Here is a 24,539-nt window from a genome sequence, read left to right as displayed (position 1 = left end):
GGGCAGGCTGTGGATGACGCGGCTTGACGGTTTCTTCAACCCACAGGCGGTGGACGACGTTTCCCCAGCTCACATCGGTTGTCCTCAGGGGTGGGACGGAAATCCACAGGTTGTCCACAGGTGCTGTGCACAGCCGCCTCGGCGTGTATGCACAGGCCGTCCACAGGTCCCTCCACAACCGTCTTTGCGTAAGCACGGGACAGCACCCAAACTGTCGGAGCGGTGAGATAGATGTGAACACGGGGGCGACAGGGGGGTGTGGATGTGAGTGTCACCGAGATGTCGTCACACGAGAGCGAGTTCGAGCGCACGCCGCCTCACGACATGGCGGCCGAGCAGTGCGTGCTCGGCAGCATGCTGCTGTCCCAGACCGCCGTCGCCGAGGTCATCGAGCTGGTCCAGACACGTGACTTCTACCGCCCCGCCCACCAGACCATCTACGACCGCATCCTCGACCTGTACGGCCGCGGCGACCCGGTCGACGCGATCACCATCAAGGACGAGCTGCTCAAGCGCGGCGAGCTGAGCCGCATCGGCGACGCGCCCTACCTCCACACCCTCGTCGCGTCGGTGCCCACGGCGGCCAACGCCGGCTACTACGCCAAGATCGTCCAGGAGAAGGCCGTCCTGCGGCGGCTGGTCGAGGTCGGCACGCGCATCGCGCAGCTCGGCTACAGCACCGACGGCGCCGACGCCGACGACCTGCTCGACCGCGCCCAGGCCGAGGTGTACGCCATCGCCGACAAGCGCTCCGGCGAGGACTACGCGCCGCTGAGCGACATCATGCCGGGCGCCCTGGACGAGATCGAGGCCATCGGCAGCCGCGGCGGCCAGATGGTCGGCGTCCCGACCGGCTTCACCGACCTCGACGCGCTGACCAACGGCCTCCACCCCGGCCAAATGGTCATCATCGCGGCACGTCCGGCCATCGGGAAATCGACTCTGGCACTAGACCTCGCCCGGGCTGCGGCGATCAAGCACCAGTTGGCCACTGTGGTCTTCTCGCTCGAAATGGGGCGCAACGAGATCACCATGCGCCTGTTGTCCGCCGAGGCCAGGGTCGCGCTGCACGCGATGCGGTCGGGCTCGATGAACGACGAGGACTGGACCCGCCTGGCGCGCCGCATGAGCGAGGTCGCCGAGGCGCCGCTGTTCATCGACGACTCGCCGAACATGTCGATGATGGAGATCCGCGCCAAGTGCCGGCGCCTCAAACAGCAGCACGACCTGCGCCTGGTCATCATCGACTACCTGCAACTCATGCAGTCGGGCAAGCGCGTCGAAAGCCGCCAGGTCGAGGTGTCGGAGTTCTCCCGGTCACTGAAGCTCCTCGCGAAGGAGCTGGAAGTACCGGTCATCGCGCTGTCCCAGCTCAACCGAGGTCCTGAGCAGAGAACGGACAAAAAGCCGATGGTGTCCGATCTGCGTGAATCGGGATCAATTGAACAAGATGCTGACGTCGTGATCCTGCTTCACCGCGAGGACGCGTACGAGAAGGAGTCACCGCGCGCCGGTGAGGCCGACCTGATCGTGGCCAAGCACCGTAACGGCCCGACCGCGACCGTCACCGTCGCCTTCCAGGGGCACTACAGCCGCTTCGTGGACATGGCCCACTGACCGTCCACTCGGAGTCGACGGCGGTCATGGGCGCGCTGCCCGGTCCGGCGGCGCCGAGCCCCGCTCATTGTCGGAATCGCCGCTACGCCGGCGCGCCGTGCCGCCGCCACATGGTGCGGAGGGTCTCGACCTTGTCGTCAAAGGCCGGGTCGTTGGCGAGCCACCGCCCGGAGTAGGGGGCGTGCAGGCGGCGTACGTCTCCCGCGCGCAGCCTCAACGCCACGCGTTCGGTGCCTCGCTTGCGTATCGTCTGGATCTCGGCGATGTCCGCCCAGGGGACGAGGCTCCGCGGCCGGCGGTGGTTCACCCTGATCCCGGAACGGTCGGCCGCCGTGCGGGCGACCCACAAGGGGGCGGTGAGCAGTGTCGCCACCGACACGACGAGCAGAACGCCGAGGTCGATCGCGGCGTCGCCGGTCAGTAGGCCGCGCGCCGCCGCCAAACCCGCGACCCCGGCCCACATGACGATGACCAGAGGAATCGCCCACAGTTGCTGGCCGCGGAGCTGCCGCCGCGTCGCCCCGAAGATCACCAAGCCGGCGCTCTGCCCTGTCTTCATCGCCCCGTCCCGCTCTCCACGAAATCGCGACAAAAAGGCCATTGCGCCAAAATATGGGAAACATGCGCCGCGAGGCGGCGATTGCCGGGAGCGAAGAAGAGGACGACTCACCGTCAATGCGCGACGATCGGACAGTGCACACGAATGCCGGCCCGGACGGCCCGTACTTGTCCGACAGCCGCGAGTGGGAGCTCCCTTCGAGCATGCGGGCGGCCGGGGACGGACTGCCCACGGCCGACCTGGGCAGCCGCCTGCTGCTCGGCTGGACGCTCGGTGAGCCGCTGCGACCGCCCGCCCTGCGCAGAACGGCCCGGGCGTACGTGACGCTGGCGTGCCGCGGCGGTGAGCCTGGCGGGCAGCGCCGCGGCCGTTCCGGCGGAGCTGATGGCCGACCGGACACGTGTTCCGGGCCGTGGCCTTCGGCGCGATACCCGTGGCGGCCGTGCTGGGGTGGACGGGGGCCTGGGTGGCGCGGATGGCCAGGCGTGTCGACCCCGCGACGCCGACGGCCTGTGCCCTCGGCCGGCAGGTGGTCCGACCGGGCGCCGTCGACCTCGGCGAGGCGGGCGTCCGGTTTCCCCGGGCCCTGCCGATGTCGCTGCCGGGCTCGACGGCCGGGGCGTTCTTCCTGTCGGTCGCGCTCGGCACCCTGCGCTTCGACCACGATGACGCGGTCACCGAGGGACTGCTGGTCTGGTGTGGTCTGTCGGCCGTCCCGCTGATCGCCGGGGTCGTCTGGTGGCCACTGCTGCGCGCGGCGATGTCCGGCGGCCTCGCTCCTCGTACGGTCGCCAGGGTCGGCTGGATCTACGTCACCACCGGCGTGCTGAGCGCGCTGGTCAGCGGCGGGGCCGTGTGCGCGGCGGGTGCCGGGGCGGCCAACCTCGGGACCCGTGCTGTTCGGAGTCGTCCTCGTGGGCGCCTTGCTCGTGTGGCGGGGCGCATCGGGCTGACGTTCGCCCGCTCCCTCGGCGACGGCTACCGCCCTGCTACGCGGACGGAACCGGACGCTGGCGACGGTGACCGGTCTTGCCCTGTTCGGCGGGGCCGGACTCGTGATCACGCTGGGGGCCATCCCCCTGGGACCGCTGTTCGGCGGCGGGCTCGTCGGCCTGCTCGTACTCGGCGCCGCGGCCGTCCGAACGCTGCCGCCGCGCCGCCATCGTCGGCGTTGTCGGCACGCTCGTGATCGGGGTAAGTGAGACCGCCGGGCCCCACGGCTTGTTCGACAACCGGGTCTATTGGGCGCTGGCCGGAGCCACTCTCTGGCCGCAGAGGCCGCAGAGGCCGCAGACGGCATCCAGGCCGTGACCCTCGCCCGGGAACCCCGCCCGGACGTATGCCTCGTCGACATCCGTATGCCGGGCCTGGACGGTATTGAGGTCACCCGCGCGCTGGCCGGCCCAGGCGTCGCCGACCCGCTCCGCGTCGTCATCGTCACCACCTTCGACACCGACGAATACGTCTACGGCGCACTGCGTGCCGGCACGGTGGGCTTCCTGCTCAAAGACGCCGGGCCCGCACTCCTCATCGAAGCCTAGGCTTACCGGTGATGTGCTGCAGAAGAGCCGCTCGCAGGTCACATAGCGCGCAGGCGATGACTTGCCATCACCTGCGCGCTAAACGGTGTGACGAAACGAAGATGAATCCTTCCATTAGCAGCCAACGTATGGCTGTTATTCGTGGGAGTCATCGTATCGTTGCCCATTTTTTGGGCTGAAGATCACTCCTCACATGCGAGGTGATATTACTGCGGACTCCGGGGCCTGTGAACCGGCGCTCCGGGGGGCTACGGCCGAAGATTGGGGCGTCGTTGCCGTGTAGTTCGCCACCAGGGCCTTGAGGCCGGCGATGTCCCACGGGGTGTACTGGCCGGCGTACTGTTCGGCGCGGGACTCGCTGCCGCCGGCGTGGGCGTAACCGCCGTTGGGGCTGCACATCACCGGGATGTCCTTGCTGCTGTTGGTGACGCACTCACCTGGGTCGGCGGTCGTGTTGGCGTCCGAGCCGTCCACATTCGGGTGGTCGAGACCAACCGCATGGCCCACCTCATGGCTGATGAGGTCGTCGAGCCCCCATGAGGAGATCGTCCAGACGGCCGGGTTCCAGTACTCGCTGTCCATCCATATCCAGGCACCCCAGGCGGTGTGGTTGCCGGAGGCGTAGCAGGGCCATGTCCGGGACGTGCCAGGCTTTCCGTCGTAGGGGCGGTAGCGCAGGCCTACGACGATGACATGGCGCTCCGCCGTGGTGCAATCGGTCTCCACGCTGTGGTAGCTGCTGGAGAGGGTGAACTTGATACCGGTCACCGAGGTCAGCTGCGCGGCCGTCTTGGCCAGCTGGGTCCGTAGCTGGGCTTCGGCGGTCTTGTTCTGGGAGTCGGTGAGTTTGTCGCCGCTAGTAGGTTTGACGAGCTGAATTACGTAGGGGTCGGGGCTGAGCGAGTGGATACCGTCGGCGGTCTCGATTTTCCACCCCGTGCCGGAATAGACCTGTTCCGCGGCACTGGCCTGCGCGGCGAAGCCCGTCAATCCCACAGCGGCGGTGGCGGCGAAGACACTGATGCGTCTGAAGAGCTTTCTCAAGTCGCTGACTTCCTCGGTGTGGTGGTGCCGGAGCCCGGGGGCATATTCGGCGCAAAGGCGTCCGGCTCTAAGCAGGGGAGCCCGGTGCGGCCGTCAGGCCCGATGGATCGATCAGGTCGGTACAATATCAACCAATTCGCGATATATGTAGGTTAAGCGCGAAAACTGCACGGCTCCTGCGTCGCCGCCGGAGAACCCGACCGCCACCGCGGCGACGCAGCAAAACAACACTCCTTGTGCATGTGCGAATTTCCGCACTGCACCAACCGACTGAAGGTCCCGTGGGATTTCTATAGGACCGTCCGGTGCTGAGGCGACGCCGCAACCTCCGATGTATCGGAGGTTGTGAGGTCAGAGGGACGGCCGCAAGCTCACACTCGCTCGGCCATGTGGCTGCCCGGTATCTCAGCTTCGTCGCAGAACACGCCGATCTGGTATATCCCGCTGGGTAGGAAGTGCCTTCGTAGCCAGCCGGCCTATTCGATGAGGCGGGCGGCGATCGTGCCCAGGTCGGGGGCCGAGATCCAGCGGCTCCTCCAGATAATCCGGCAAGCCCCGCCCGCCCCCGGCCCGGCCGTGTGCGCGGCGGGTGCCGGGGCCGCCAACCTCGGGGCCCGTGCTGTTCGGAGTCGTCCTCGTGGGCGCCTTGCTCGTGTGGCGGGGCGCATCGGGCTGACGTTCGCCCGCTCCCTCGGCGACACCTGATCTCACTCCTCCTGCGAGATCAGGGCGGGGCGTGTCATCGAGTGACGTCGTCCACTGCGGCGAAGGAGTCGAGTTCGTGGCGGAACGGCAGGCCCTCACAGTCTCCCGGGACCGTGACGGCGTAGGCGCCGGTGCGTGTCGCGGTGGTGAGGCGCGTTTCCGCGTCGCTGCCGGCGAGTCGTTCGACGAGGTAGCCCGCCACGAACGCGTCACCGGCGCCCACCGGGTCCACCGTCTCCACCGGGACCGCGGCTCGCACGTACTCGTGGTCGTCGATGACGGCGGCGCAGCCTCGCGGGCCGTCCTTGACGATCGCCTCCCGCGCGCCGAGCGCGGCCAGGGCACGGGCGAGCGCCAACGGCTCCTGATCCTGTACGGAGGCGTCTTCGGCCCCGAGGACGAGCGCGGTCTCGTCGGGACCGGCGAAGACGATATCGGCCTGCGCGACCAGCTCACGAAGCACCGGAACCGCTTCCTGGGCAGGCCAGAGCTTGCTGCGGTAGTTGACGTCCACGGAAACGGTCACGCCGGCCGCCCGCGCGGTGCGTACGGCCCACAACGTCGTCGCCCGCGCCGTTTCGCCCAACGCCGGTGTGATGCCGGTGACGTGGAGGACGGCCGCCTGACGGATCAGGTCCTCGCCCACGTCGTCCCGTGTCAGGCGCGAACCGGCGCTCCCGGACCGGTGGTAGTCGACCCGGATGCCGGCGTTCGTCCTGCGAGAGCAGACCATGAGCCCGGTGAACCCGTCGTCGCGCGTGATGCGGCTGCGCACCCCCTCCGTACGCAGGCGCCGCTCGATGAGGTCTCCCACGCTGTCGCGACCCAGACGGCCCGCCCACGTCACGTCCGCGCCAAGACGAGCCGCGGCGACGGCGACGTTGCTCTCGGCTCCCCCGACCGAGAGCGTGAAAGTCCCGGAGAAGTCCAGAAGGCCGATCTGGTCGGCGGTGATACGTCCCATCGCCTCGCCGAAGGTGACGAGCCCCCCGCGCCGTACTCCCGCCGCGGTCACTGGTCCGCCGGGAAGAAGTCCGGGTGCTCTCGCGCCCATTCGACGTACTCGCCGACCTGGTCCTTGAGCTCGGCCGGTCGCCAGTTCAGCTCGCGTCGCGCCCGGTCGGAGACGTAGATTCCGTTCTTGCCGTACACCTGGCCAGGGTCCATGTCGGCGTCGGCCGCCTCGGCCGGAACCTCGACGGCCTCGACACCGAAGAGCGCCAGAAGCTCGGGGACGGTCGTCCGGATGCCGCTTGAGATGTTGTAGGTCCGGTGGCCATCACCGTCCCTGCGGGCGAGCAGGTGCAGAGCCCGGGCGGCCTGGGTGGCGCTGAACCAGTCACCGCCCGCCTGAAGCGTCCGCTCCGTAAGCCTGACGGCCCGGTGCCGTACCGCTGCCGCTGCGAGGTGATACGGCAGGGACATGACGACGCGACCGGAGCTCGGCCGCTCCATGGGGCCGAACATCTTGGTCAGGCGCACGATCGGCACGTGAAGGCCGTAGAGCCGGCTGAACCGCTGCGCGATGAGTTCGCCGGCGACCTTGCTGATGCCGTACATCTCATCGGGCGCGGGCAGGGACTCCTCGGTGAGCACCCGCTCGGGGGAATCTCCGTAGACGGCACCGCTGCTGACGAAGACCACGCGCCGTACACCACCGTTGCGCCGCGCGGCGTCGAGCACGTTGGTCGTGCCGCCGACGTTGACGCGGATGAAGCGCTCGGGGTCACGATGCTCGGTCGACGGGTCGTGAGTGACCGTGGCACCGTGGACGATCACGTCCGGTGCGCTCCTCGCGATCGTGTCCGTTACCGTCCCGGCATCCGCCACATCGGCCTGAACGAAGTTCACCCGTCCCTCGTACCCGCCGAGGTAACCGGTGAGAACGTCGTCGGGTGCGTGCAGGTCGACGGCGGTGACGACGGCGTCGGGCTCGGCGGTGAGCAGTTCCTTGATCAGGACGCTCATGATGAAGCCCCGGGCGCCGGTGACGAGGTAGTGCATGGTCAGTGGGCCCTGTCCTTAGCTGGGAAGTTGTGCGCGTGGATGTGACCGCGTGAGGACGTTGCGCATCTCGCGGACGGCGTCGTTCACCGTCAGGACGCCGGGCAGGCCGAGTTCGGGGCGAGAACCGCGGCCTGCGGGGGCCGGATGTTGGTCTCCCGGAGCACCTCACGCTGCGAGAAGACCTCCGCCGGCGTGCCGTCGGCGAGGACCTGGCCCTCGCACATGGCGATGACACGGGTGGCGTACTCGGCGACCAGCGCCATGTCGTGGGAGATGATGACGATCGTCTGGCCCTGGGCGTGGTGGTGGGCGAGCGAGTCGAGGATCTTTCGTGACTCGGCCCGGTCCTGGCCGGTGGTGGGTTCGTCGATGACCGCGACGTCGCAGCCCATGACAAGGGTCGAGGCGATGGCGAGGCGCTGACGCTCGCCTCGGGACAGGTGGATGGGGTTGACTTCCTCGCGTCCCTCGAGCCCGACCAGCTCCAGGGTCTCCCGTACCCGCTGGGCGAGCGTCGCGGGGTCCGCCCCGAGGTTGCGCGGGCCGTACTCCAGCTCCTCCCGGCAGGTGTCGTGGAAGATCTGACGGTCCGGGTTCTGGAAGACGTACCCGACGGTCGACGCCAGGTGGTGCAGCCGCGAGCCGCGGGTGTCGATGGTCTTGCCGTCTCTCGTGTGCAGGCGGACCGCCCCGGTGGCATTGGTCGGCCGGAGCAGGCCGTTGAAGTGCTTGGCGAGAGTCGTCTTGCCGGAGCCGTTCTTCCCGATGATCGCGACGAACTCGCCCCGGCCGATCGTCAGACTCACTCCCGCCAGGGCCTTCGTGCTGCCGCCGTAGGTGTGCTCGACGTCGACGATCTCGATGACCGCGTCCGAATGACTCATGAATCCTCCTTCCGGTGCGGGGCGTTCGTCATCGACTGCCAGGTGGCCACCGCCGCCGGGACCGACAGCGGGGGCTCGGCGTCCCAGTGCCCCTGCTCCCTCAGCCGAAGGGCGATGTCGAGCACCTGGGGCCGGTCCGGCGCCGCGGGGCCCATGAGCACTTCGCGCGGGGTGCCGACCGCCTCGACCCGGCCCTGATGCATGGCGATGAGCCGGTCGGCGTGGACGGCGAGCTCCTCGATCTTGTGTTCGACGACGATGACGGTGACGCCCTCGTCCGCGAGCACGCGGATGGCGTTCATGACGCCTTCGGTGCCGGCGGGGTCGAGTTCGGACGTCGGTTCGTCGAGCAGCATGATCCGCGGGTTGAGGCAGAAGATCGAGGCGACGACCACGCGCTGTTTCTCCCCACCCGAGAGGGCGTGCGTGAATCGGTCGAGAAGGCCGCCGATGTCGAAGAGACCGGCCGCCCGTCGCAGGCGTCGTTCGATCTCCGGCACGGGGATCCCTCGGTTCTCCATGCCCCAGACGAGCTCTTCTCGCACCACGGTGTTGACGAGCTGCATCTCCGGGTCCTGCATGACCAGGCCGACGGTCTCGGTGATTTCGGACAGGCCGGCGAAGTCCGACAGCGGGCGACCGAAGATCTCGATGTCGCCCCGCATGGCGGCGCTGTCCTCGTGCCGGGGGATGACTCCGGACAGGCACTGCAGCAAGGTGGACTTCCCGGCACCGGTCGGGCCGAGAATGCCCAGGATCTCCCCGGGGGCGACGTCGAAGCCGACCTCGTCGAGCGCGCGCCGGTCGGCGCCCTCATAGCGGACGGTCAGGCCGGTCACCGCCAGTGCCGGAGCGGTCATGCCGATGCCCCCTCGGTGAACGGCGCGGGCAGGTACCACTGCATGGCGACGAGTGCGGCGGCCAGGAGGACCACGCCGGCGAGCAGGACGGCGTCGCTCGCCCGGAACGCGGCCGACCGGTAGAACGTCCGCGGACCGGGCAGGCTGTAGCCGCGCAGCTCCATCGACAGGGCGATCTCGCTGCTGCGCTTCATCGAGCCGGCGAGCATCGGGAACAGCATCCGGACGATCGCGCGTCCGCGGCGCAGCGGATGGCGTGAGCTGCTTTCGGCCGATCCGCGGACCGCCATCGCGGTGAGCAGGGTCCTCGCCTCGTCCTGCAGCAGGGGCAGGAACCGGAACGCGAAGCTGGTCAGGTAGGCGAACTTGTAGGGCACCCCGACCTTGTGGAGCGCGAGCGCGATGTCCGACGGGCTGGTGGTCACCGAGAACCCGTAGAAGCAGATGCCCATGGCGAACAGCCGCATCCCGATGCCCAGCCCGAGCAGGACACCCGCCCTGGAAAGGGAGATCCCGCCGATCGTGGCGATCGCCGGTCCGCTCTGGACCAGGGCCTGCAGGAGGGTGAGCAGCAGGATGAGCGGGACGATGAGGTAGAGGGCCCTGGCGTACGAGGCCGGCGTGATCCGCGCGAGTACGGCGAGGCCGAGGACGACGGCGGCGGTCAGCGCGATGAGGACGTCGATGCGCGTCGTCGTCAGTGCCATGACGAGGACGACGATGATGGCGGCGATCTTCGCCCGTGCGTCGGCTCGATGCAGGAACGTCTTCCCTGGCTGGTAGAGCATCGTTCCGCTCATCGCGGGAGCTCCCTGGTGCGTACGGACAGATCAGATCGCATCGGCGGTCGCCTTGAGATCGCGTTCCTTCTGGACGAGTCCCGTGTTGATGAGCCGGCGCATGATCCCGTAGGTGATGAAGGAACCGGCGAGGTAGCACGGCTGGACGACGAGGACCTGGCCGGTGATGAAGCCCCAGGGTAGGTGCAGAATCACGCGGTTTCCCACGCCGAACATCAGCGCGTCGCCAAGGCCGCCGACCTGGCCGATGAGGATGAGCTGCCACAGCTTCAGGCCCTTGTCACGGGACTTCATGAGCCACACCAGCAGCGCCACGGGGACGGTGTGCGCGGCGTTGGTGAGGAACAGGAAGGGCGCCATCGGCTGGGAGGCCGTGAGGTTGGAGATGATCGGATTGATCCATGCGGTGATCAGCGCGCCGGTGAGGCCGTAGAACGCCGCGGAGGGTACCCAGATCGCGCAGACGACGATCGCCGAGACGATCGGGATGCTGCCGCCGGTGAGGGCCAGATCGATGCGTTCGGTGATCTGGAGGATCACCGCCATGGTGAGCCCGAGGAACACGCACGTGATGATCGTGCGGGTCTCCCGGGGGAGTATCTGGAACTTCCAGTTGGGGAGCGTCGTCCACCACTTCGCCGACGGTGTCGTTGTCATGGATCTTCCTCTGGTGATGCGTCCGGGCACAGACGTCGAGGTGTGCGCCCTGCGGGCTGGTTGGTGTGGCCGCCGTGGGCGTCGGTCACCGGGCGGGGGCCGCGCTCGGCTGCGACGGCGTGGCGTCCTCGGGCAGGGCGAGGGCGCGGTTGACGAGGACGCGTACGGCGGAGCCGGCGCTGTTCATCCGTCCGGCCAGGACGTCGTCCTCGGTGAACCGGGCCAGGTAGATGCCGCGGTCGCCGAAGCGGTCGTGGTCGTACACGACGAAGACGCGACCGTCGGGACCGATGGCGGCATCAGGGTAGGAGACGTCGTCGCGGTCGTCGAGAAGGAGCCGGTGCGGCCAGGTCTCACCGTCGTCGTCGCTGAGGAAGGCGGTGAGGTTGGTGCGGCCCTTCCACTCCTTGACGTTGCCCTGCTGCTCGATCTCCTCGCGCGACCGCCGCTCACCGAAGTCCGCGTGGTTGATCATGAGCAGCCGGCCCGACGGCAGCCGGCGGATGTGGAAGCGGGAGCAGGGGCCCTCGACATGGCTGAGGCGGCCGGGCGACCACGTCCTGCCGCCGTCTTCGGAGAAGCTCTCGCCCACACCGTCGAAGCACCGGACGAGCATCCACAGCCTGCCGTCGCGTTTCTCGACGACCATGTGCTCGTCGAAGCTGCGGTTGGGCACGTCGGCCCCGCCGAGGTAGGAGAACGTTCCGCCCTCGTCGGTCGAGACGTACACGTTGGAGAACCGCTCCGCCTCCAGGGCGTCGTGCTCCTCGGTGGGCGTGTGGCAGGCCCAGATGGCGGCGGGGAACAGCCACGTGCCGTCGGAGAGCACGGTGGGCTTGTTCATCATCAGCCCGTTGGCGATCCGGCGCGGTTCGGTCCAGACCGGCTCGTCGTCGTCGGGGTTGTCGCTCGTGGCGACCCAGACGCCGACCCTGCCGTCGAAGAAGTCGCGGCTCTGGTTCCACGTCAGCCAGAGCCGGTCGCCGGGGTCGCGCCACAGGCAGGGGTCGTAGACGCGTACCTCGGGGTCGTCGTGCTCGACGACGAACCGGGGACCGTTCCACGTGGCGCCGTCGTCGTCGCTGCTCGTGACGACGACGAAGTTCCCCCCGGTCTCCGTCTTCATTCCCGAGTACCAGTTGACGTACAGCCGGCCGCCCCGGGTGCGCTCGATCGACGGGATGCCCTGCCACTTGCGGTGCTCGTCCTGGTAGCGGGCACCGGTGGGGCGCGAGTGGATCCGGGCGGGGGACATCGGGCCTGCCTCGGGCATGCATGCTCCTGTCGTCAGCCGTGCTGCTGGACCATCGCCGCGTGCGACGGTTACGACAGTGTTGAGCGGAGAAGGGCGTCTGTCAATAGTGACGAACGCTGATCAAAGGTGGGTCACGTCGGGAACCCAGTCCAGCAACCGCTGGACGAGAACCTCGTTGCCCCCGACGATCGACGTCTCCACGGCCGCGATCATCGCCTCGAAGTGCGCCCTCATGGCCTCCTCGGCACCGGCCGGATCCTGCCGCCTGATCCGGTCCAGGACCGCCTGGTGCTCGGCGACGACCTTCTCCTCGTCGCGGCGAGTGGCGAGGATCGTGTCGAGCACCGCCTCCACCCGGTCCAGGTGTGGTGCGAGCATCATCTCGGCCGCCACCTTGAGCATCCTGTTGGTCGACATCTCGACGACACCCCGGTGGAACCGCAGCCCCGGCTGTTCGATCATCGGAGCGCGGCCGACGACGCGGACGTGCTGGTCGCACAGGTCCTGCAGCCGCTGCAGCTGATCTCCTTCCGGGGCGCGGGCGGCATCGCCGGCGACCGCGCTTTCGACGGCGAGACGCGCCCTGAGCAGGTCGAGGAGATCCTTGGCGTCGCGTACCGCGTGCTGCAACGAGTTCGAGGCGCGATGGGCCAGGACCGCCTCGGCCGCGCGGCGCCGCCCTTCCCTGGACAGGGTGCGCCCCTTGGTGCCCACGGGCGTGGTCCACCCTCGGGCGTCCATCTGCCGGAGCAGGCGCGAGACGGAGGACTCACTGAGCTCCATGCCCCGGCTCGCCAGCTCGCGCTGGGCGTTACGCGTGCCCAGTGGGCCGCTTGACGTCGACATCAGCTGCAGGAGCGCGAGCATGGCTCCTTCGCGGTCGTTCACGGTCATCCTTCCGCTCGTCCCGCCGGACGTCTCGTTCGCCGATCGGTTCGTCCTCGCCGGTGGCGAGGGGCAGGACTGTTGAGGCGAGGCACTTGACTCGGGCATCTCTTGGCGACCATCGTTAGTCAGAAGTGACAAAGGCCCGCCGTCCTCAGGATATCTGCCCGCTCCTGGGGTCGCATGCCTTTCCCGCGACCAAGACAAGGACTTCCGATGACGCTCGTGTCCTCACCCGGCGCCTACCCTCGCGATCTGGCCGGCTACGGCAGAGAGCTTCCCCACGCGCAGTGGCCTGGCGGAGCGAAGGTCGCCGTGCAGTTCGTCGTCAATCTCGAGGAGGGCGGCGAGAACAACATCCTGCACGGCGACGAGGCATCGGAGGCGTTCCTCACCGAGGAACCGACCACCGCGCTGCGGGGGCGCCGTAACCTCAATGTCGAGTCCCAGTACGAGTACGGCACCCGTGCGGGTTTCTGGCGGCTACGCCGACTGTTCGAGGAGCGTGGCCTGCCGGTGACGGTCTTCGGTATCTCGGAGTCGCTCCGGCGCAACCCCGACCTGGTGGCGGCCGCACAGGAATCCGGGTGGGAGATCGCCTCGCACTCCCTCCGGTGGATCAACTATGCCGAGCTCGAGCCGGAGGTCGAGCGCCGGCACATCGAGCAGGCGGTACAGATCCACACCGAGGTGTGCGGCGAGGCGCCGCTGGGCTGGTACACGGGCCGCAACAGCGCGAACACCCGCCGCCTTGTCGTCGAGCACGGAGGATTCCTCTACGACTCGGACTCCTTCAGCGACGACCTGCCGTACTGGGTCGACGCCGACGGCACCGCGCAGCTCGTGGTCCCCTACACCCTCGACAACAACGACGGCCGGTACGTCAACACTTACGGCTTCCAGTCCGAATCCTTCTCCGCCTACCTCACGCGGGCTCTCGAACTCCTCCTGGAGGAAGGCGCGGAGCGCCCGCGAATGATGAGCGTCGGGCTGCACCTGCGCATCAGCGGACGGCCCGGTCGCGCCGCGGACCTGCGCCGGTTCCTCGACCTGGTGGCACAGCACCCCGACGTGTGGGTCACACGCCGGGTGGACATCGCCCGCCACTGGCGTACGGTCCACCCCGCCTCGCAGTGGCTGCCGCAGTCCGTCGACCCGCTGGTGAACGATGGCGCTCCACAAGACCCAGCGCAGGAACAGACGTCGCAGGCGCGCTCCTGACCCTGGCATTCTTGCCTCGGAGGAGCACAGTGACCGAATCAAGCACCGGCCGGACCAGGCCAGGACTGCGCGAGCGCAAGAAGGCCAGGACCCGCGCCACGATCCGGGCCTGCGCCATGCGCCTGTTCCGCGAGCAGGGCTACGACGCCACCACCATCGAGCAGATCATCGAGGCCGCCGAAGTCTCCGAGACGACCTTCTTCCGTTACTTCCCCACCAAGGAAGACGTGGTCCTACAGGACGACTACGACCCGATGCTCATCGAGGCCTTCCAGGCGCAGCCGCCCGAGCTGCCGCTGGTCCCCGCCCTGCGCGCGGCGTTCGCCTCGGCCTTCGCCGGCATGAGCGCGGAGCAGCGGGCCGAGCAGAACGAACGGATCGCGCTCATCTTCGCCGTCCCGAAGCTGCGCGCCGCCATGCTCGACCAGGTCTCCCAGGCCATGCAGCTCGTCGCCCGCGCCATGGCCGAACGCGCCGGCCGCCGGCCCGACGACTTCACCGTCCGTACGGTCGCCGGCGCCATCGTCGGCGCCGCCATGGCGGTCTCCGCGGCCGTCGCCGACGACCCGCACGCCGACCTCGCCGCGCTCATCGACCAGGCCATCGCCCACCTCGAACCCGGCCTCACCCTGTGAACGGGGAACCCGCGATCGCGTGACCGGGCGGACGAAGCGTCATGGCCGACTGTTTCACCCGATGAGCCGCGTGGCGATCGTGGTCAGGTCGGGGGCCGAGATCGTCGGAGCGGCGTCGGCCGACAGCGGGGTCGCGCCGTCGCGAGCGACGAAGGCCGTCTTCAGGCCCGCGTGGCGGGCGCCGGTGACGTCCCAGCCGTGCGCGGCGATGAGCACCGCGTCCGACGGTGCCACGCCCTCGGCCTCCAGTACGAACCGGTACGGCTCGGGGGCGGGCTTCAGCCGGCCGGCCTGGTCCGCGGAGTACGCCGCGTCGACCAGGTCGCGCAGACCGGAGTTGCGCAGCTGGTCCTCGGCGAAGTCGCCGGTCGAGTTGGTCAGCGTCACCACCCGGTGCCCGGCGTCACGCAGCCGTCGCAGTGCCTCCGTGACGTCGGGATGGGCCGGCAGCCGGCGCATCCGCAGGCCCAGTTCCCGCTGGTCCTCCGCGGTGACGCTCCGGCCGTACCGTTCGGCGATCGGTGGCAGGCACGCCGTCACGATCTCGCCGAGCGGACGGTAGGCGCCCGCCGCGGTCAGTGCCAGGGCGTTGTGGATCACCAGGTCGAACCACTCGCGCCGAGCGTCCGGGTGGCCGACGATCGACCCGAACAGGTCGTCGAGTCCCGCCAGGTCCAGCAGAGTCTCGTTCACGTCGAACACGCACAGCATCACAGGCCTCCAAGAGGTACGATGAGTCTCGTACCAGAAGAAGGTACGGCAAGTGTCGTACCTTGTCGAGGAGAAAGATCACATGACTTTCCCCGTGCCGCCGCTCGACGAGGTCGATCTCGGTCAGGTGTTCCGCGCGCTCGCCGACCCGCTGCGCCGGGCCGTGGTCACCGAGCTGGTGGCCGACGACGCCGACGCCGAGCGCGCCTGTGCCTCGTTCGCCATGCCGGTGACCAAGTCGACCAAGACGCACCACTGGCGGGCGCTCCGCGAGGCCGGGCTCATCGTGCAACGAGACGCCGGTAACGGCACGTTCGTACGGCTTCGCCGCGCGGAGTTCGAGCAGCGTTTCCCCGGGCTGCTCGCCACCGTGGCACGACTCAGCACGGCGGGCCGCGTTCCGCACGGATGACCCACCGCGCCGCGCGCCGGCGCCCGGACGAGCTCACCAGAGGTGGTCAGGCCGGTGCGTCACCATCCATAGCCCCAGCTGTGCCAGCTGCTGTACCAGCCTTCGTCCCAGCCGCCGCCCCAGTGGTCGCCCCAGTGGTCGCCGCCCCAGCCCCAGCAGTCGTCCCAGCAGCCCTGGGCGGCCGTGCCGTGATGCGGTGTGACGCTCGCCGCCTGAACGGCGGGCTTGGCCTGCTGTGCGCCGGCGGGAGCCGCGGCGCCGACGGCGAACGCGGTCATGCCCACCACGGCGGCGCCGCCGACGGCCGTCGCCGCGCGTGTCCGGAATTTCATGGAGACCCCCCGGTCCTTCCACGGCGCGCCCCGGTCGGCGTGACCGACCCCCGGAGCGCGGACCCTGCTCGTGAAAGCCACCCGATCGTTCTCAGGCTACGCCGGAGTACGGTGACGGCACGGTTCCCCCAGGTGGACATCTGGCCGTACGCCGACGGGTGACACACAGGGCGGGCCGACGTCGGAGGAAGCCCTCGTCACGGCGGAATTCCGGTGTCCGGGCGACGAGGCCCGTTGTTAGGCTCCGGACGAGCTATCCGGACAAAGAGGGGGATACCGGTGTCGGAGATCGCGGTTGTGGAGGTGCCCCAGTGGCAAGGGTCGGGCGCGGCGACCGCACGGCGGCTGCGTGACGGCGCCCGGCTGCTCGCCGATCTCGTGCCGGCTGCCGAGCACCTGCGCGTGGACGTCCCGGCCGAGCCCGGCGACGTGCTGGCGGACAACGCCGCAAAGGTCCGGGCCGCGCTCGACCGTACCCGGGGACGCCTGACGGTCACGGTCGGTGGCGACTGCGGCGTCGAGCTGGCGCCGGTCGCCGCGGCCGTACGGCGGCACGGCGAGCGGCTGGCGGTGGTCTGGTTCGACGCGCACGGGGACCTCAACACGCCGGAGTCCTCACCGTCCGGCGCCTTTCACGGCATGGTGCTCCGTACCCTCCTCGGCGAGGGCCCGTCCGCGCTGGTCCCCGACCGGCCGTTGCGGCGTGACCAGGTCGTGCTCGCGGGCGTACGGGCGCTGGATCCGGCCGAGCGCGCGTACGCCGAGGGGCTGCCCGTCGTGACCGACGCCGCGTCCCTGCTGGAGACGGTCGGCGACGCGGACGCGGTGTACGTCCACATCGACCTGGACGTCCTCGACCCCGGAGTGTTCGCCTCGGTGGGCACGCCCGAGGCGGGCGGGCTGACACCCGGCCAGGTCGTCGGCATGGTCACCGCCCTCGCCGACCGTTTCGAGATCGCCGGGCTCGGCATCACCGAGTACGAGCCCGCCCGGCCGCAGGACCAGGAGACGCTCGCCGGTCTGGTCGGCCCGGTCGTGGAGGCGTGCGCGGCCTCGGTCGTACGGGAGATCGAGCGGCGGGCGTTCGCCGCCTGGCCCGCGGGCACCGTGGTGGAGGAGGGCGGCTGGCTGCTGCGGCACACCCCGGGCGTCGGACGGCGGCGCTCGAACTCGGCGATGCCGGTCGCGGAGCCGTCCATCGACCACCTCGAGGCGTTCTACCGGGCCCGCGACCTGCCCGCGATGGTGCAGCTCGGCCCCGGACACCGGGACCTGGACGCGGCACTGGCCGAGCGCGGTTACCGCAGGGACGCGCCCACGTCCGTCATGACGGCCGTGACGTCGCAGGTCGTGGACGCCTCCGGCACCACCGCACCGGCCGTCGAGGTGGCCGAGACGCCCGACGCGTGGCTGAAGATCTTCGCCGAGCTGAACGCGCGCGCCGACAGCGTGCGGGTCGCGGAGAAGGTGATCTCCCGCATCGCGGCGCCCGCGGCCTTCCTGAGCGTGAGCCGCGACGGGCGACCGGCGGGGATGGGCCTGTTCGCGGCCGACTCGGGCTGGGCGGGGGTCTTCGCCATGGCGACCCGGCCCGATCTGCGTGGCCAGGGCATCGCGACCGCCGTCCTCGGCGCCGGGGCGCGGTGGGCCGCACGCCAGGGGGCGACCCGGCTGTACCTCCAGGTCGAGGACGACAACGACACCGCGCAGCGGCTCTACACCCGTGCCGGTTTCACCCGGTCACACGGGTACCACTACCGGATCGCTCAGACCCGGTCGGGGGAGCCGGCCTCGATCCAGCGGTAGACCTCGCGTACGCCGTCGGCCAGGCTGGTGCGGGCGCTCCAGCCGAGGTCGGCGCGGACGCGTTCGGCGTCGAGGGCGCTGCGCAGCACCTCGCCGGGACGGGCCGGCAGGAACTCAGGGTCGAGGGTCCGTCCGGCCGCCTGCCCGACGACGTCGATGAGCTCCAGCACACTGGTCTCGCGCCCGGTGCCGATGTTCCAGACGCCGGGGGTCTCCGTACGGGCGGCGGCCAGGAACGCCTCGGCGACGTCACCGACGTAGACGTAGTCGCGCGTCTGCCGCCCGTCGCCGAAGACGGTCGGCCGCTCGCCCCGCAGTGCCCTGCCGCAGAAGATGCCGACGACCCCGGCCTCACCGGTGGGGTCCTGCCGCGGGCCGTAGACGTTGGCGAGCCGCAGCGCCGCGTGCGCGGTGCCGTGGAGGCGGTTGTAGAGGGCGAGGTACTGCTCGGCGCAGTACTTCGCGGTGCCGTACGGCGCCTCCGGAGCCGGCTGCTCGTCCTCCGTGGTGGGGATGGACGCGCCGCCGCCGTAGATCGCGCCGCCCGTGCTGGCGAACAGCACGCGCGCTCCGACGGCCCGCGCGGCCTCCAGCACGTTCACCGTGCCGACGACGTTGACCGCCGCGTCGGCCGCGGGCGCGTCGACCGACACCCGTACGTCGATCTGGGCGGCGAGATGGCAGATCACCTGCGGTTTGGCCTGCTCGACCGCCTCGGCCAGCGCGTCGGCGTCGGTGATCGCGGCGTTGAAGAGCGTGACCGAGGGGTCGACGCGCCCCGGCCGCCCACGGGAGAGGTCGTCGAGCACGGCGACCTCGTCTCCGCCGGCGACGAGAGCGTCCGCCACATGAGAGCCGATGAACCCGGCACCGCCGGTCACAAGAGTCCGCATGTAGAGAAAGCCTAAGCGGTTCCGGACCGGCGATGCCGCGGGCTCGGCACTACTGGGCGGGAACCTTGTCCAGGAAGCCGTGGACGTTCTGGATCCGGCCGTCGGCGGCGAGCACCGCCACGTCGAAGCCGACGACGACGGCCTCCCCGTCCTTGGGGCCCAGCTCCCAGGTGAACCGGGCCACGTCGTGGTGCGCGTCCACGGACGGACCGAGGCGGAAGACGAAGTCGGGAAACTGCTCCTGGACGGCGCCGATGACCGCGTCGATCCCGTTGTGCCCGGTGACGTCGGCGAGCGGATCGACGTACCGGCCGTCGGCGGCGAAGATCGCCTCGACCTGTGCGCGCCGCGCGGCGGGATCCTTCTCGTTCCAGACGTCGATGTAGCGGTTGACCAGCTCGTTCATGGCATTTTCCTCCTGTTTCGGAACACCCATGACGATGCCAGCGCCCCGGCGGAGGATCGATTACGTGTGAGGTAAGCAAGTCGGGTCGAGCGAAGTCGATCCTGTGGTGCCTGGCGAATCGAGGCTCAGCCGACGTGTCGGGGGAACCCACGTCACCGGGTGCGCGTCTGACCTGATCATGGTGGAGTTCGCACCGGACGGCGAGGAACAACTCGTCAACGGACGGTACCGGCTGATCGAGACCATCGGCCGGGGCGGCATGGGCGCCGTGTGGCGCGGCCACGACGAGATGCTCGACCGCGAGGTCGCCATAAAGAAGGTCCTGTTCGACCCCGGTCTAAGCGATGAGGAACGCGCGGAGCTCACGGCGCTGGCGTTTCAGGAGGCGCGTGCGACCGCCCGGCTCAACCACCCCGGCATCGTCACGATCCACGACGTCATCGACGACGACGCTCCCGTCATCGTCATGGAGCTCATCGACGGCCGTTCACTCGCCGACATCCTCAAGGAGGAGGTACGGCTGCCATACCGGCGCGTGGCCGAGATCGGCGCTGCGGTGCTCGACGCACTGCGGGAGGCCCATGCCGCCGGAATAGTCCACCGCGATCTGAAGCCCGCCAACGTCCTCATCACCGATCGGCGGGTGGTCATCACCGACTTCGGCGTCGCACAGCGGGTCGGCGAACGCGCCGACGACGCCGAGGATGTCCTCGGCACTCCAGCGTTCATGGCCCCCGAGCAGGTCGAGAACGCCGCCGCCAGCCCCGCCGCCGACCTGTGGTCGCTCGGTGCGACGCTGTTCAACGCCGTGACGGGCAGGCCGCCGTTCCAAGGCCCGGATTACGCCACCGTCCTGCTGACCCTGCTCACCCAAGAGGCACCGCCCCCGGTGAACGCCGGGCCGCTCGCCCCGCTCATCACCGCCCTACTGCGCAAGGACCCCGACCGCCGCCCCACCGCTGAGGAGGCCGCGGAACGACTCGACGCGATCCTGCAGCAGGACGAGGACGATGCGACGGCCGCGACACCCGCGATCGCGCCGCCGGACACCGGCGACTCGACCGCCGCGCCACCGGCCACGTCGCCACCGGCCGGCGGCACGACCACCTCGGGCGGCGCCGCAGCCGATCAGAACGGAGGTTCGGCGTCAGTGCCGGCCGCCCGTCCGTCGGCCCCCAAGCCGAAGGTGGGTTCCGGAGCCGTTCCGGGCCGCCCGCACTACACGCGCTCCAGCGTCTCCCCCCGGCCCCACCGCGTGCCCGCTCCGGCCCCCGCCTATCCGCGGTTGGGACGGGCGGCCGGCGGAACGATCATCGTCGTCATCTGCATCGCCGTGTTGTACGCCTGCGTGCACGGCACTGGCAACGTCTCCCCGACAGGCGTCGCTCCGAGCCCGTCCGACCCCTTCGGTGGCCTGCCCGGCATTCCGTCTGACGCGCCGAGCAGCCCTCCGGACGCCTCGCCGAGCCCTGCCGACGACGGTTTTCAGGTGACTGCGCTCAGCTCGGACGGAAGGCGTGTCGCGTTCGGCGGGGACTCCGGAGTGATCAAGGTGTACGACACCGCCTCCCACAAGCTCCAGCACTCTTTCGACGCGTCCCCTGACTCCATACAGGTCACCGACGCGCTGGCGCTCGCCCCGGACGGTCGGACCCTCGCCGTCGCCGCCGACGGACCGCCCACCATCTGGGACACCGCCGGGCACAAGAAGCGGAGGCTTTCCGGTTTCGAGGGCACGGTCGGGGCGCTGCGGTTCGGTTCCGACGGCAGGACCGTCACCGCTCTCGGAACGGGCGGCACCATCGGCCACTGGAACCTTCGCACCGGTAAGTACGCATCCGCCACCATTCCGCTCCACGGAGACGCTCTCTGCATCGGTATGTCGCTGAGCGCGGACGGCCGCTACGCCGCCTGCGGCCACTACAGCGGGTCGGACTCCGATGACGACAACGGTGGGATCCTCGTCTGGGACACCGAGAAGGACCGGCAGGTCGCCGCCTTGCCCGACGCCGGGCCGGAGCCCATTGCGATCAGCCCGGACGGCAGGACGCTCGTGCACACCGATGACGGGGGCAGCGCCCTCCATCTGTGGAACCTCGCCGCGAATCGGGACGCCGGCGTGCTCGGCGCCACCCCGTACGCCGACGCGCTGGCCTTCAGCCCGGACGGCAAGAAACTCGCCATCCCCGCCGACGCCCCGGAAACTCAGCAGCCGATCATCGAAATCTGGGACCTGGCCACCGACAGGTCGACCGCGACGCTCCAGGACGTTGAGGACCAGCCGCACGCCATCGTGTTCAGCGCGGACGGCCGCATGCTGGCCGCTGCGGATGACCAAGGAGGCAAAGTGTGGAACGTACGGTCGCACAAGCGAATCGCGTCCTGGAGCCCGTGATCCTCTTCCACTGATCCTTGCTGGTCGCCACTCAGCCCGTTTCGAAGTGTGGTGTCCAGCCGATGGTGGTGGCCCAGGGCTCGGCGACCGCGATGACGAGGTCGACGACGGGGTCCTTGACGTCGGCGTACGTGTCGATGTCGCCGACGGTGCCCGCGAGGACGCGCTTGAAGCGCGCGTAGGCGGGGACGGCCTCGGGGTGGGCGCGGAACCAGTCGCGGAACAGCAGAGCCAGCCGCTCGTTCGGAGAGCCGAGGCGCCGGACGTGCAGGTTGACGTCCGGGCCTGAGTGCCCGTGCCGTGACCACAGCCTCTTCGTCCAGAGCTCCGGATCGTCGTCGCATCCGGCGGGGACGTGGTCGTGCCGATGAACGGAACGCCGGAATCCCCGCTCGGCCAACGGCGGGTCGAACGCGCGCTCGGCCTCCTGAAGGTCCTTCACGCTGACTTGCAGGTCGAATATCGGCTTGGCCGCCATGCCGGGGATGGAGGTACTGCCGATGTGCTCGACGTGCAGCGCCAATGGCGCGAGCGTCGCCTGGAGCTCGGCGGTGAGGGCGAATCCCCGGGCCCGCCAACCGGGATCGTGATCCACCAGAACGGGCGCGAGCATCGGGTCCTCAGGCATTCGAGCAAGTTTAGGGAGTGGGGTCATCGCTCCCGCCCGCCGCGATTCCGCAGGGCGGTCCGTGTCAGCAGCATCCGGCGCATCAGGCCGTAACTGACGCCGAACTCGGCCGCGACCCGGCGGATCGGCCAGCCCTGGTCGTAGAGCCGGACCGCGTCCTCCTCCAGCTGCCTCCGCCGCCCGGCGGTGTTCGCGGTCCGTACGGCCAGCACTTCACCGCGCCGGTAGCGACGATGGCCACCGGGCGTGTGCACGGCGGGCTTGAGCAGCCCGTCCCGCGCCCACCGGGCAAGCGTGGTGGTCCGTACGCCCAGCAGCGCCGCGGCCTCCCTCGGAGTGAGCAGATCGTCGAAGTCAGAACCGGAATCCGGAGATGCCATGAGGGAAAAGCCAATCCATGAGTTAGGCGCCTGGTCATTTGCCGAGGTCGCGGGGGAGGGTGAACCAAACGGCCTTACCGGAGCCGGCCCGGAAGGATCCGCGTTGAGTCGCGAGCGCGTCAACGACGACCAGCCCGCGATGTCGTTCGTCGCCGGCCGCGGGGATGGGAACCGCGTCCGGAGGCGGAGTCGGGTCACCGTCATAGATTTCGATCCGGAACAAGGACGGGAACCGAACGATGCGAATCGGGATCACCGGATGGCCGTCCGGGTCCGTCATCGGACAACGCAGGGCGTTGGTGAACGTCTCGCTGACGGCCAGGGCCGCGGCATCTCCCAGCTCGGCCAGCTCGTGCCGGCAGAAATAGGCGCGGGTCCAACGACGAGCGGCGCCGCACTGCTGTGGTTCAGCCGGAAACACCACTTGTTCGACTTGCTGGCAATTTGGCGTTGGCCACGGCGATACGCCGGTCGTTTGCATGGGTCCGTCGATTCTCGTGAGGTGGGCTACGTGAAGTTTCCCCAATCCTGGCGTCAAGTGGTTACATTGGGTACCGTTTCTATTTGGCTGAAACCGGGGGTGACGCATTCGTGCCTGCGGCTGATCGCATCAATCCTGACGCGTCACTGTGGCATTGGCTGGCCTACGACCTGCGGCGCTACCGGTTAGCGCGAGGAGAAAGCGCCACGAAGGTCGCCGGCATCATGGGGTGCAGCCGCGCACATGTTTCAAACTTCGAAGCCATGAACCGGCGTCCTTCAGAGAAGAATCTGAAACCACTTGATGGTGCATGGCGGACAAATGGTCACTTCGTGCGCATCTTCACTTTCGCGCGCCGCGACCACAATCCAAACTGGTACGTAGAGCATCTGCACTATGAGGCGCGCGCTCACACGGTTCGGATCTTTGAGCCGCTGAAAGTTCCCGGGTTGCTCCAGACCGAGGACTACGCCCGGGTGGCGATCAGCACGGAAGGTAACGCCGATGTGGACCAGGCCGTAGCCGAACGAATGGCGCGTCAGGCGATCATGAACAAGAATCCGCCGCCACGCATGTCCGTTCTCCTTGACGAATGCGTGATCGACCGTCCCGTAGGCGGTCGTGAGATCATGCGCGCGCAGCTTGCACGGCTGCTCGAGATCTCTCGCCTGCCCAATGTGACGATCAGGGTCGCACCACGGAGTATCGGCTTCCACCTCGGTCTCGCCGGGGCCTTCAAGCTCATGGGCTGCGACCCGGAAGGTGATGTCGGCCTACACGGAGGCGTGCGAGGGAGGCAGGCTGATCTTGGACAACGGTGAAGCACGTCGGCTCGTTGTACGCTTCGAGGAGGTCGGGGCGGATGCCCTCTCCCGATCGGCTTCCCGAGATCTGATTCAGCGTGCGATGGAGGCGATGGAGTGATCGACTTCCGCAAGTCCAGCTACAGCGGCGGTGCCAACACCGACTGTGTGGAGGTCGGGGTCGGCGAGCGCGACGAGTTCGAAGGCCAGGCGTAAGCCACCTGCACGGCGACGACCTCCACCAGGTCTATTTCGCCCAACGACCTCCCGAGCGATGGAGGCGATTAAGTGATCGACTTCCGCAAGTCCAGCTACAGCAATGGTGCCAATACCAACTGTGTGGAGGTCGGGGTCGGCGAGCGCGACGAGCTCGAAGGCCACGAGTAACCCGCCCACATACGATGACCTCCGCCAGGCCTGCTTTGCCCGACGCTCCCGAGATCTGATCCAGCGCGCGATGGAGGCGATGGAATGATCGACTTCCGCAAGTCCAGCTACAGCAATGGTGCCAACACCGACTGTGTGGAGGTCGGGGTCGGCGAGTGTGACGAGCTCGAAGGCCAGGCGTAACTCACCTGTACTGGGTTTCGGGCTCAGCCGTTTTGCGGCCAACGTCGACAGC

The 24,539-nt window shown here is 69.1% G+C and carries 28 protein-coding genes and 1 pseudogene; 12 read left to right on the top strand and 17 right to left on the bottom strand.

Features of this window, described 5'->3' with window-relative positions:
• Positions 1–279 precede the first annotated feature (279 nt).
• Complete coding sequence (dnaB, locus tag OG417_RS01655) at positions 280–1,617, top strand: replicative DNA helicase (protein ID WP_329262073.1); 1,338 nt, start codon at positions 280–282, stop codon at positions 1,615–1,617.
• 82 nt (positions 1,618–1,699) lie between these two features.
• Here the strand turns inward: dnaB and OG417_RS01650 are convergent, their stop codons facing one another.
• On the bottom strand, positions 1,700–2,176 hold the full coding sequence (locus tag OG417_RS01650; protein WP_329248647.1) for a hypothetical protein: 477 nt from the start codon (positions 2,174–2,176) through the stop codon (positions 1,700–1,702).
• Between the two features lie 475 nt (positions 2,177–2,651).
• Between OG417_RS01650 and OG417_RS01645 the strand changes: the two genes are divergently transcribed.
• The gene (locus OG417_RS01645) at positions 2,652–3,365 is read left to right on the top strand and encodes a hypothetical protein (RefSeq protein ID WP_329248644.1); all 714 of its coding nucleotides are present in this window, start codon (positions 2,652–2,654) and stop codon (positions 3,363–3,365) included.
• 52 nt (positions 3,366–3,417) lie between these two features.
• Positions 3,418–3,714: pseudogene (locus OG417_RS01640) on the top strand (response regulator); the annotation flags it as partial.
• A gap of 192 nt (positions 3,715–3,906) precedes the next feature.
• On the opposite strand, the gene OG417_RS01635 reads toward OG417_RS01640, so the two are convergent.
• The 9 genes from OG417_RS01635 to OG417_RS01595 all read right to left on the bottom strand — a co-directional run bounded on the left by OG417_RS01635 (position 3,907) and on the right by OG417_RS01595 (position 12,796).
• Complete coding sequence (locus OG417_RS01635; protein WP_329248641.1) at positions 3,907–4,761, bottom strand: hypothetical protein; 855 nt, start codon at positions 4,759–4,761, stop codon at positions 3,907–3,909.
• Between the two features lie 739 nt (positions 4,762–5,500).
• Complete coding sequence (locus tag OG417_RS01630) at positions 5,501–6,481, bottom strand: sugar kinase (protein WP_329248639.1); 981 nt, start codon at positions 6,479–6,481, stop codon at positions 5,501–5,503.
• Complete coding sequence (locus OG417_RS01625) at positions 6,478–7,470, bottom strand: NAD-dependent epimerase/dehydratase family protein (protein ID WP_329248636.1); 993 nt, start codon at positions 7,468–7,470, stop codon at positions 6,478–6,480. Before OG417_RS01625 ends, OG417_RS01630 begins: the two co-directional genes overlap by 4 nt.
• A gap of 92 nt (positions 7,471–7,562) precedes the next feature.
• Entirely contained in the window at positions 7,563–8,357 is a 795-nt protein-coding gene (locus OG417_RS01620) for an energy-coupling factor ABC transporter ATP-binding protein (protein WP_329248633.1), read from the bottom strand.
• Complete coding sequence (locus tag OG417_RS01615; RefSeq protein ID WP_329248629.1) at positions 8,354–9,217, bottom strand: energy-coupling factor ABC transporter ATP-binding protein; 864 nt, start codon at positions 9,215–9,217, stop codon at positions 8,354–8,356. Before OG417_RS01615 ends, OG417_RS01620 begins: the two co-directional genes overlap by 4 nt.
• Positions 9,214–10,017 carry an energy-coupling factor transporter transmembrane component T family protein gene (locus OG417_RS01610; protein WP_329248626.1) on the bottom strand — a complete coding sequence of 268 codons (804 nt, stop codon included), beginning with the start codon at positions 10,015–10,017 and terminating at the stop codon, positions 9,214–9,216. Before OG417_RS01610 ends, OG417_RS01615 begins: the two co-directional genes overlap by 4 nt.
• Positions 10,018–10,047: 30 nt before the next feature.
• Positions 10,048–10,674 carry a hypothetical protein gene (locus OG417_RS01605; RefSeq protein ID WP_329248623.1) on the bottom strand — a complete coding sequence of 209 codons (627 nt, stop codon included), beginning with the start codon at positions 10,672–10,674 and terminating at the stop codon, positions 10,048–10,050.
• A gap of 85 nt (positions 10,675–10,759) precedes the next feature.
• Positions 10,760–11,947, bottom strand: coding sequence for a sialidase family protein (locus OG417_RS01600; protein ID WP_329248621.1), 1,188 nt, complete (start codon positions 11,945–11,947; stop codon positions 10,760–10,762).
• 102 nt (positions 11,948–12,049) lie between these two features.
• Entirely contained in the window at positions 12,050–12,796 is a 747-nt protein-coding gene (locus tag OG417_RS01595; RefSeq protein ID WP_329248618.1) for an FCD domain-containing protein, read from the bottom strand.
• Positions 12,797–13,030: 234 nt separating this feature from the next.
• Here OG417_RS01595 and puuE point away from each other — a divergent pair, with 234 nt between their 5' ends.
• Entirely contained in the window at positions 13,031–14,035 is a 1,005-nt protein-coding gene (puuE, locus tag OG417_RS01590; protein ID WP_329248615.1) for an allantoinase PuuE, read from the top strand.
• 29 nt (positions 14,036–14,064) lie between these two features.
• A complete protein-coding gene (locus tag OG417_RS01585; RefSeq protein WP_329248613.1) occupies positions 14,065–14,670 on the top strand; it encodes an acyl-CoA-like ligand-binding transcription factor in 606 nt (201 codons plus the stop codon).
• A 54-nt stretch (positions 14,671–14,724) separates the two neighbouring features.
• On the opposite strand, the gene OG417_RS01580 is transcribed toward OG417_RS01585, so the two are convergent.
• Complete coding sequence (locus OG417_RS01580) at positions 14,725–15,372, bottom strand: haloacid dehalogenase type II (protein WP_329248611.1); 648 nt, start codon at positions 15,370–15,372, stop codon at positions 14,725–14,727.
• A gap of 91 nt (positions 15,373–15,463) precedes the next feature.
• Here OG417_RS01580 and OG417_RS01575 point away from each other — a divergent pair, with 91 nt between their 5' ends.
• Positions 15,464–15,793 (top strand): ArsR/SmtB family transcription factor, encoded by a 330-nt coding sequence (locus OG417_RS01575; protein ID WP_329248607.1) that lies wholly within the window; start codon positions 15,464–15,466, stop codon positions 15,791–15,793.
• A gap of 59 nt (positions 15,794–15,852) precedes the next feature.
• Here the strand turns inward: OG417_RS01575 and OG417_RS01570 are convergent, their stop codons facing one another.
• Positions 15,853–16,125 carry a hypothetical protein gene (locus OG417_RS01570; RefSeq protein WP_329248604.1) on the bottom strand — a complete coding sequence of 91 codons (273 nt, stop codon included), beginning with the start codon at positions 16,123–16,125 and terminating at the stop codon, positions 15,853–15,855.
• A 279-nt stretch (positions 16,126–16,404) separates the two neighbouring features.
• On the opposite strand from OG417_RS01570, the gene OG417_RS01565 reads away from it, so the two are divergent.
• Complete coding sequence (locus tag OG417_RS01565) at positions 16,405–17,931, top strand: GNAT family N-acetyltransferase (protein WP_329248601.1); 1,527 nt, start codon at positions 16,405–16,407, stop codon at positions 17,929–17,931.
• Here the strand turns inward: OG417_RS01565 and OG417_RS01560 are convergent.
• A complete protein-coding gene (locus tag OG417_RS01560) occupies positions 17,892–18,824 on the bottom strand; it encodes an NAD-dependent epimerase/dehydratase family protein (protein ID WP_329248599.1) in 933 nt (310 codons plus the stop codon). The genes OG417_RS01565 and OG417_RS01560 overlap by 40 nt on opposite strands.
• A gap of 49 nt (positions 18,825–18,873) precedes the next feature.
• Positions 18,874–19,230, bottom strand: a complete 357-nt coding sequence (locus OG417_RS01555; RefSeq protein ID WP_329248596.1) for a nuclear transport factor 2 family protein — start codon at positions 19,228–19,230, stop codon at positions 18,874–18,876.
• 178 nt (positions 19,231–19,408) lie between these two features.
• Between OG417_RS01555 and OG417_RS01550 the strand changes: the two genes are divergently transcribed.
• Positions 19,409–21,625: a WD40 repeat domain-containing serine/threonine protein kinase gene (locus tag OG417_RS01550; protein ID WP_329248593.1), complete on the top strand. Its 2,217-nt coding sequence runs from the start codon at positions 19,409–19,411 to the stop codon at positions 21,623–21,625.
• 31 nt (positions 21,626–21,656) lie between these two features.
• On the opposite strand, the gene OG417_RS01545 is transcribed toward OG417_RS01550, so the two are convergent.
• Genes OG417_RS01545 through OG417_RS01535 form a run of 3 tightly spaced genes read right to left on the bottom strand, consistent with a single transcriptional unit; the run spans position 21,657 to position 23,114 of the window.
• A complete protein-coding gene (locus OG417_RS01545; protein WP_329248590.1) occupies positions 21,657–22,253 on the bottom strand; it encodes a GrpB family protein in 597 nt (198 codons plus the stop codon).
• Positions 22,254–22,276: 23 nt separating this feature from the next.
• A complete protein-coding gene (locus tag OG417_RS01540) occupies positions 22,277–22,633 on the bottom strand; it encodes a helix-turn-helix domain-containing protein (protein ID WP_329248587.1) in 357 nt (118 codons plus the stop codon).
• 34 nt (positions 22,634–22,667) lie between these two features.
• Positions 22,668–23,114 (bottom strand): ATP-binding protein, encoded by a 447-nt coding sequence (locus tag OG417_RS01535; RefSeq protein ID WP_329248585.1) that lies wholly within the window; start codon positions 23,112–23,114, stop codon positions 22,668–22,670.
• An 83-nt stretch (positions 23,115–23,197) separates the two neighbouring features.
• On the opposite strand from OG417_RS01535, the gene OG417_RS01530 reads away from it, so the two are divergent.
• The 4 genes from OG417_RS01530 (at position 23,198) to OG417_RS01515 (ending at position 24,487) form a co-directional block, all read left to right on the top strand.
• On the top strand, positions 23,198–23,935 hold the full coding sequence (locus OG417_RS01530) for a helix-turn-helix domain-containing protein (protein ID WP_329248582.1): 738 nt from the start codon (positions 23,198–23,200) through the stop codon (positions 23,933–23,935).
• A 99-nt stretch (positions 23,936–24,034) separates the two neighbouring features.
• Entirely contained in the window at positions 24,035–24,133 is a 99-nt protein-coding gene (locus tag OG417_RS01525; RefSeq protein WP_329248580.1) for a DUF397 domain-containing protein, read from the top strand.
• A gap of 72 nt (positions 24,134–24,205) precedes the next feature.
• The gene (locus tag OG417_RS01520) at positions 24,206–24,304 is read left to right on the top strand and encodes a DUF397 domain-containing protein (protein ID WP_329248577.1); all 99 of its coding nucleotides are present in this window, start codon (positions 24,206–24,208) and stop codon (positions 24,302–24,304) included.
• 84 nt (positions 24,305–24,388) lie between these two features.
• A complete protein-coding gene (locus OG417_RS01515; protein WP_329248574.1) occupies positions 24,389–24,487 on the top strand; it encodes a DUF397 domain-containing protein in 99 nt (32 codons plus the stop codon).
• Positions 24,488–24,539 lie beyond the last annotated feature (52 nt).

The sequence above is a fragment of the Actinoallomurus sp. NBC_01490 genome, assembly GCF_036227085.1.
Lineage (GTDB): Bacteria > Actinomycetota > Actinomycetes > Streptosporangiales > Streptosporangiaceae > Actinoallomurus > Actinoallomurus oryzae.
This window is presented reverse-complemented; position numbering and strand designations above follow the sequence as displayed.

What these genes read in the sequence shown, in the direction of transcription:
- dnaB (WP_329262073.1), top strand. Translation starts at nt 280, where the DNA reads ATGTCGTCACACGAGAGCGAGTTCGAGCGCACGCCGCCTCACGACATG.
- OG417_RS01650 (WP_329248647.1), bottom strand. Translation starts at nt 2,176, where the DNA reads ATGAAGACAGGGCAGAGCGCCGGCTTGGTGATCTTCGGGGCGACGCGG.
- OG417_RS01645 (WP_329248644.1), top strand. Translation starts at nt 2,652, where the DNA reads ATGGCCAGGCGTGTCGACCCCGCGACGCCGACGGCCTGTGCCCTCGGC.
- OG417_RS01625 (WP_329248636.1), bottom strand. Translation starts at nt 7,470, where the DNA reads ATGCACTACCTCGTCACCGGCGCCCGGGGCTTCATCATGAGCGTCCTG.
- OG417_RS01620 (WP_329248633.1), bottom strand. Translation starts at nt 8,357, where the DNA reads ATGAGTCATTCGGACGCGGTCATCGAGATCGTCGACGTCGAGCACACC.
- OG417_RS01615 (WP_329248629.1), bottom strand. Translation starts at nt 9,217, where the DNA reads ATGACCGCTCCGGCACTGGCGGTGACCGGCCTGACCGTCCGCTATGAG.
- OG417_RS01610 (WP_329248626.1), bottom strand. Translation starts at nt 10,017, where the DNA reads ATGAGCGGAACGATGCTCTACCAGCCAGGGAAGACGTTCCTGCATCGA.
- OG417_RS01605 (WP_329248623.1), bottom strand. Translation starts at nt 10,674, where the DNA reads ATGACAACGACACCGTCGGCGAAGTGGTGGACGACGCTCCCCAACTGG.
- OG417_RS01600 (WP_329248621.1), bottom strand. Translation starts at nt 11,947, where the DNA reads ATGCCCGAGGCAGGCCCGATGTCCCCCGCCCGGATCCACTCGCGCCCC.
- OG417_RS01595 (WP_329248618.1), bottom strand. Translation starts at nt 12,796, where the DNA reads ATGCTCGCGCTCCTGCAGCTGATGTCGACGTCAAGCGGCCCACTGGGC.
- puuE (WP_329248615.1), top strand. Translation starts at nt 13,031, where the DNA reads ATGACGCTCGTGTCCTCACCCGGCGCCTACCCTCGCGATCTGGCCGGC.
- OG417_RS01575 (WP_329248607.1), top strand. Translation starts at nt 15,464, where the DNA reads ATGACTTTCCCCGTGCCGCCGCTCGACGAGGTCGATCTCGGTCAGGTG.
- OG417_RS01570 (WP_329248604.1), bottom strand. Translation starts at nt 16,125, where the DNA reads ATGAAATTCCGGACACGCGCGGCGACGGCCGTCGGCGGCGCCGCCGTG.
- OG417_RS01560 (WP_329248599.1), bottom strand. Translation starts at nt 18,824, where the DNA reads ATGCGGACTCTTGTGACCGGCGGTGCCGGGTTCATCGGCTCTCATGTG.
- OG417_RS01555 (WP_329248596.1), bottom strand. Translation starts at nt 19,230, where the DNA reads ATGAACGAGCTGGTCAACCGCTACATCGACGTCTGGAACGAGAAGGAT.
- OG417_RS01550 (WP_329248593.1), top strand. Translation starts at nt 19,409, where the DNA reads ATGGTGGAGTTCGCACCGGACGGCGAGGAACAACTCGTCAACGGACGG.
- OG417_RS01545 (WP_329248590.1), bottom strand. Translation starts at nt 22,253, where the DNA reads ATGCCTGAGGACCCGATGCTCGCGCCCGTTCTGGTGGATCACGATCCC.
- OG417_RS01540 (WP_329248587.1), bottom strand. Translation starts at nt 22,633, where the DNA reads ATGGCATCTCCGGATTCCGGTTCTGACTTCGACGATCTGCTCACTCCG.
- OG417_RS01535 (WP_329248585.1), bottom strand. Translation starts at nt 23,114, where the DNA reads ATGCAAACGACCGGCGTATCGCCGTGGCCAACGCCAAATTGCCAGCAA.
- OG417_RS01515 (WP_329248574.1), top strand. Translation starts at nt 24,389, where the DNA reads ATGATCGACTTCCGCAAGTCCAGCTACAGCAATGGTGCCAACACCGAC.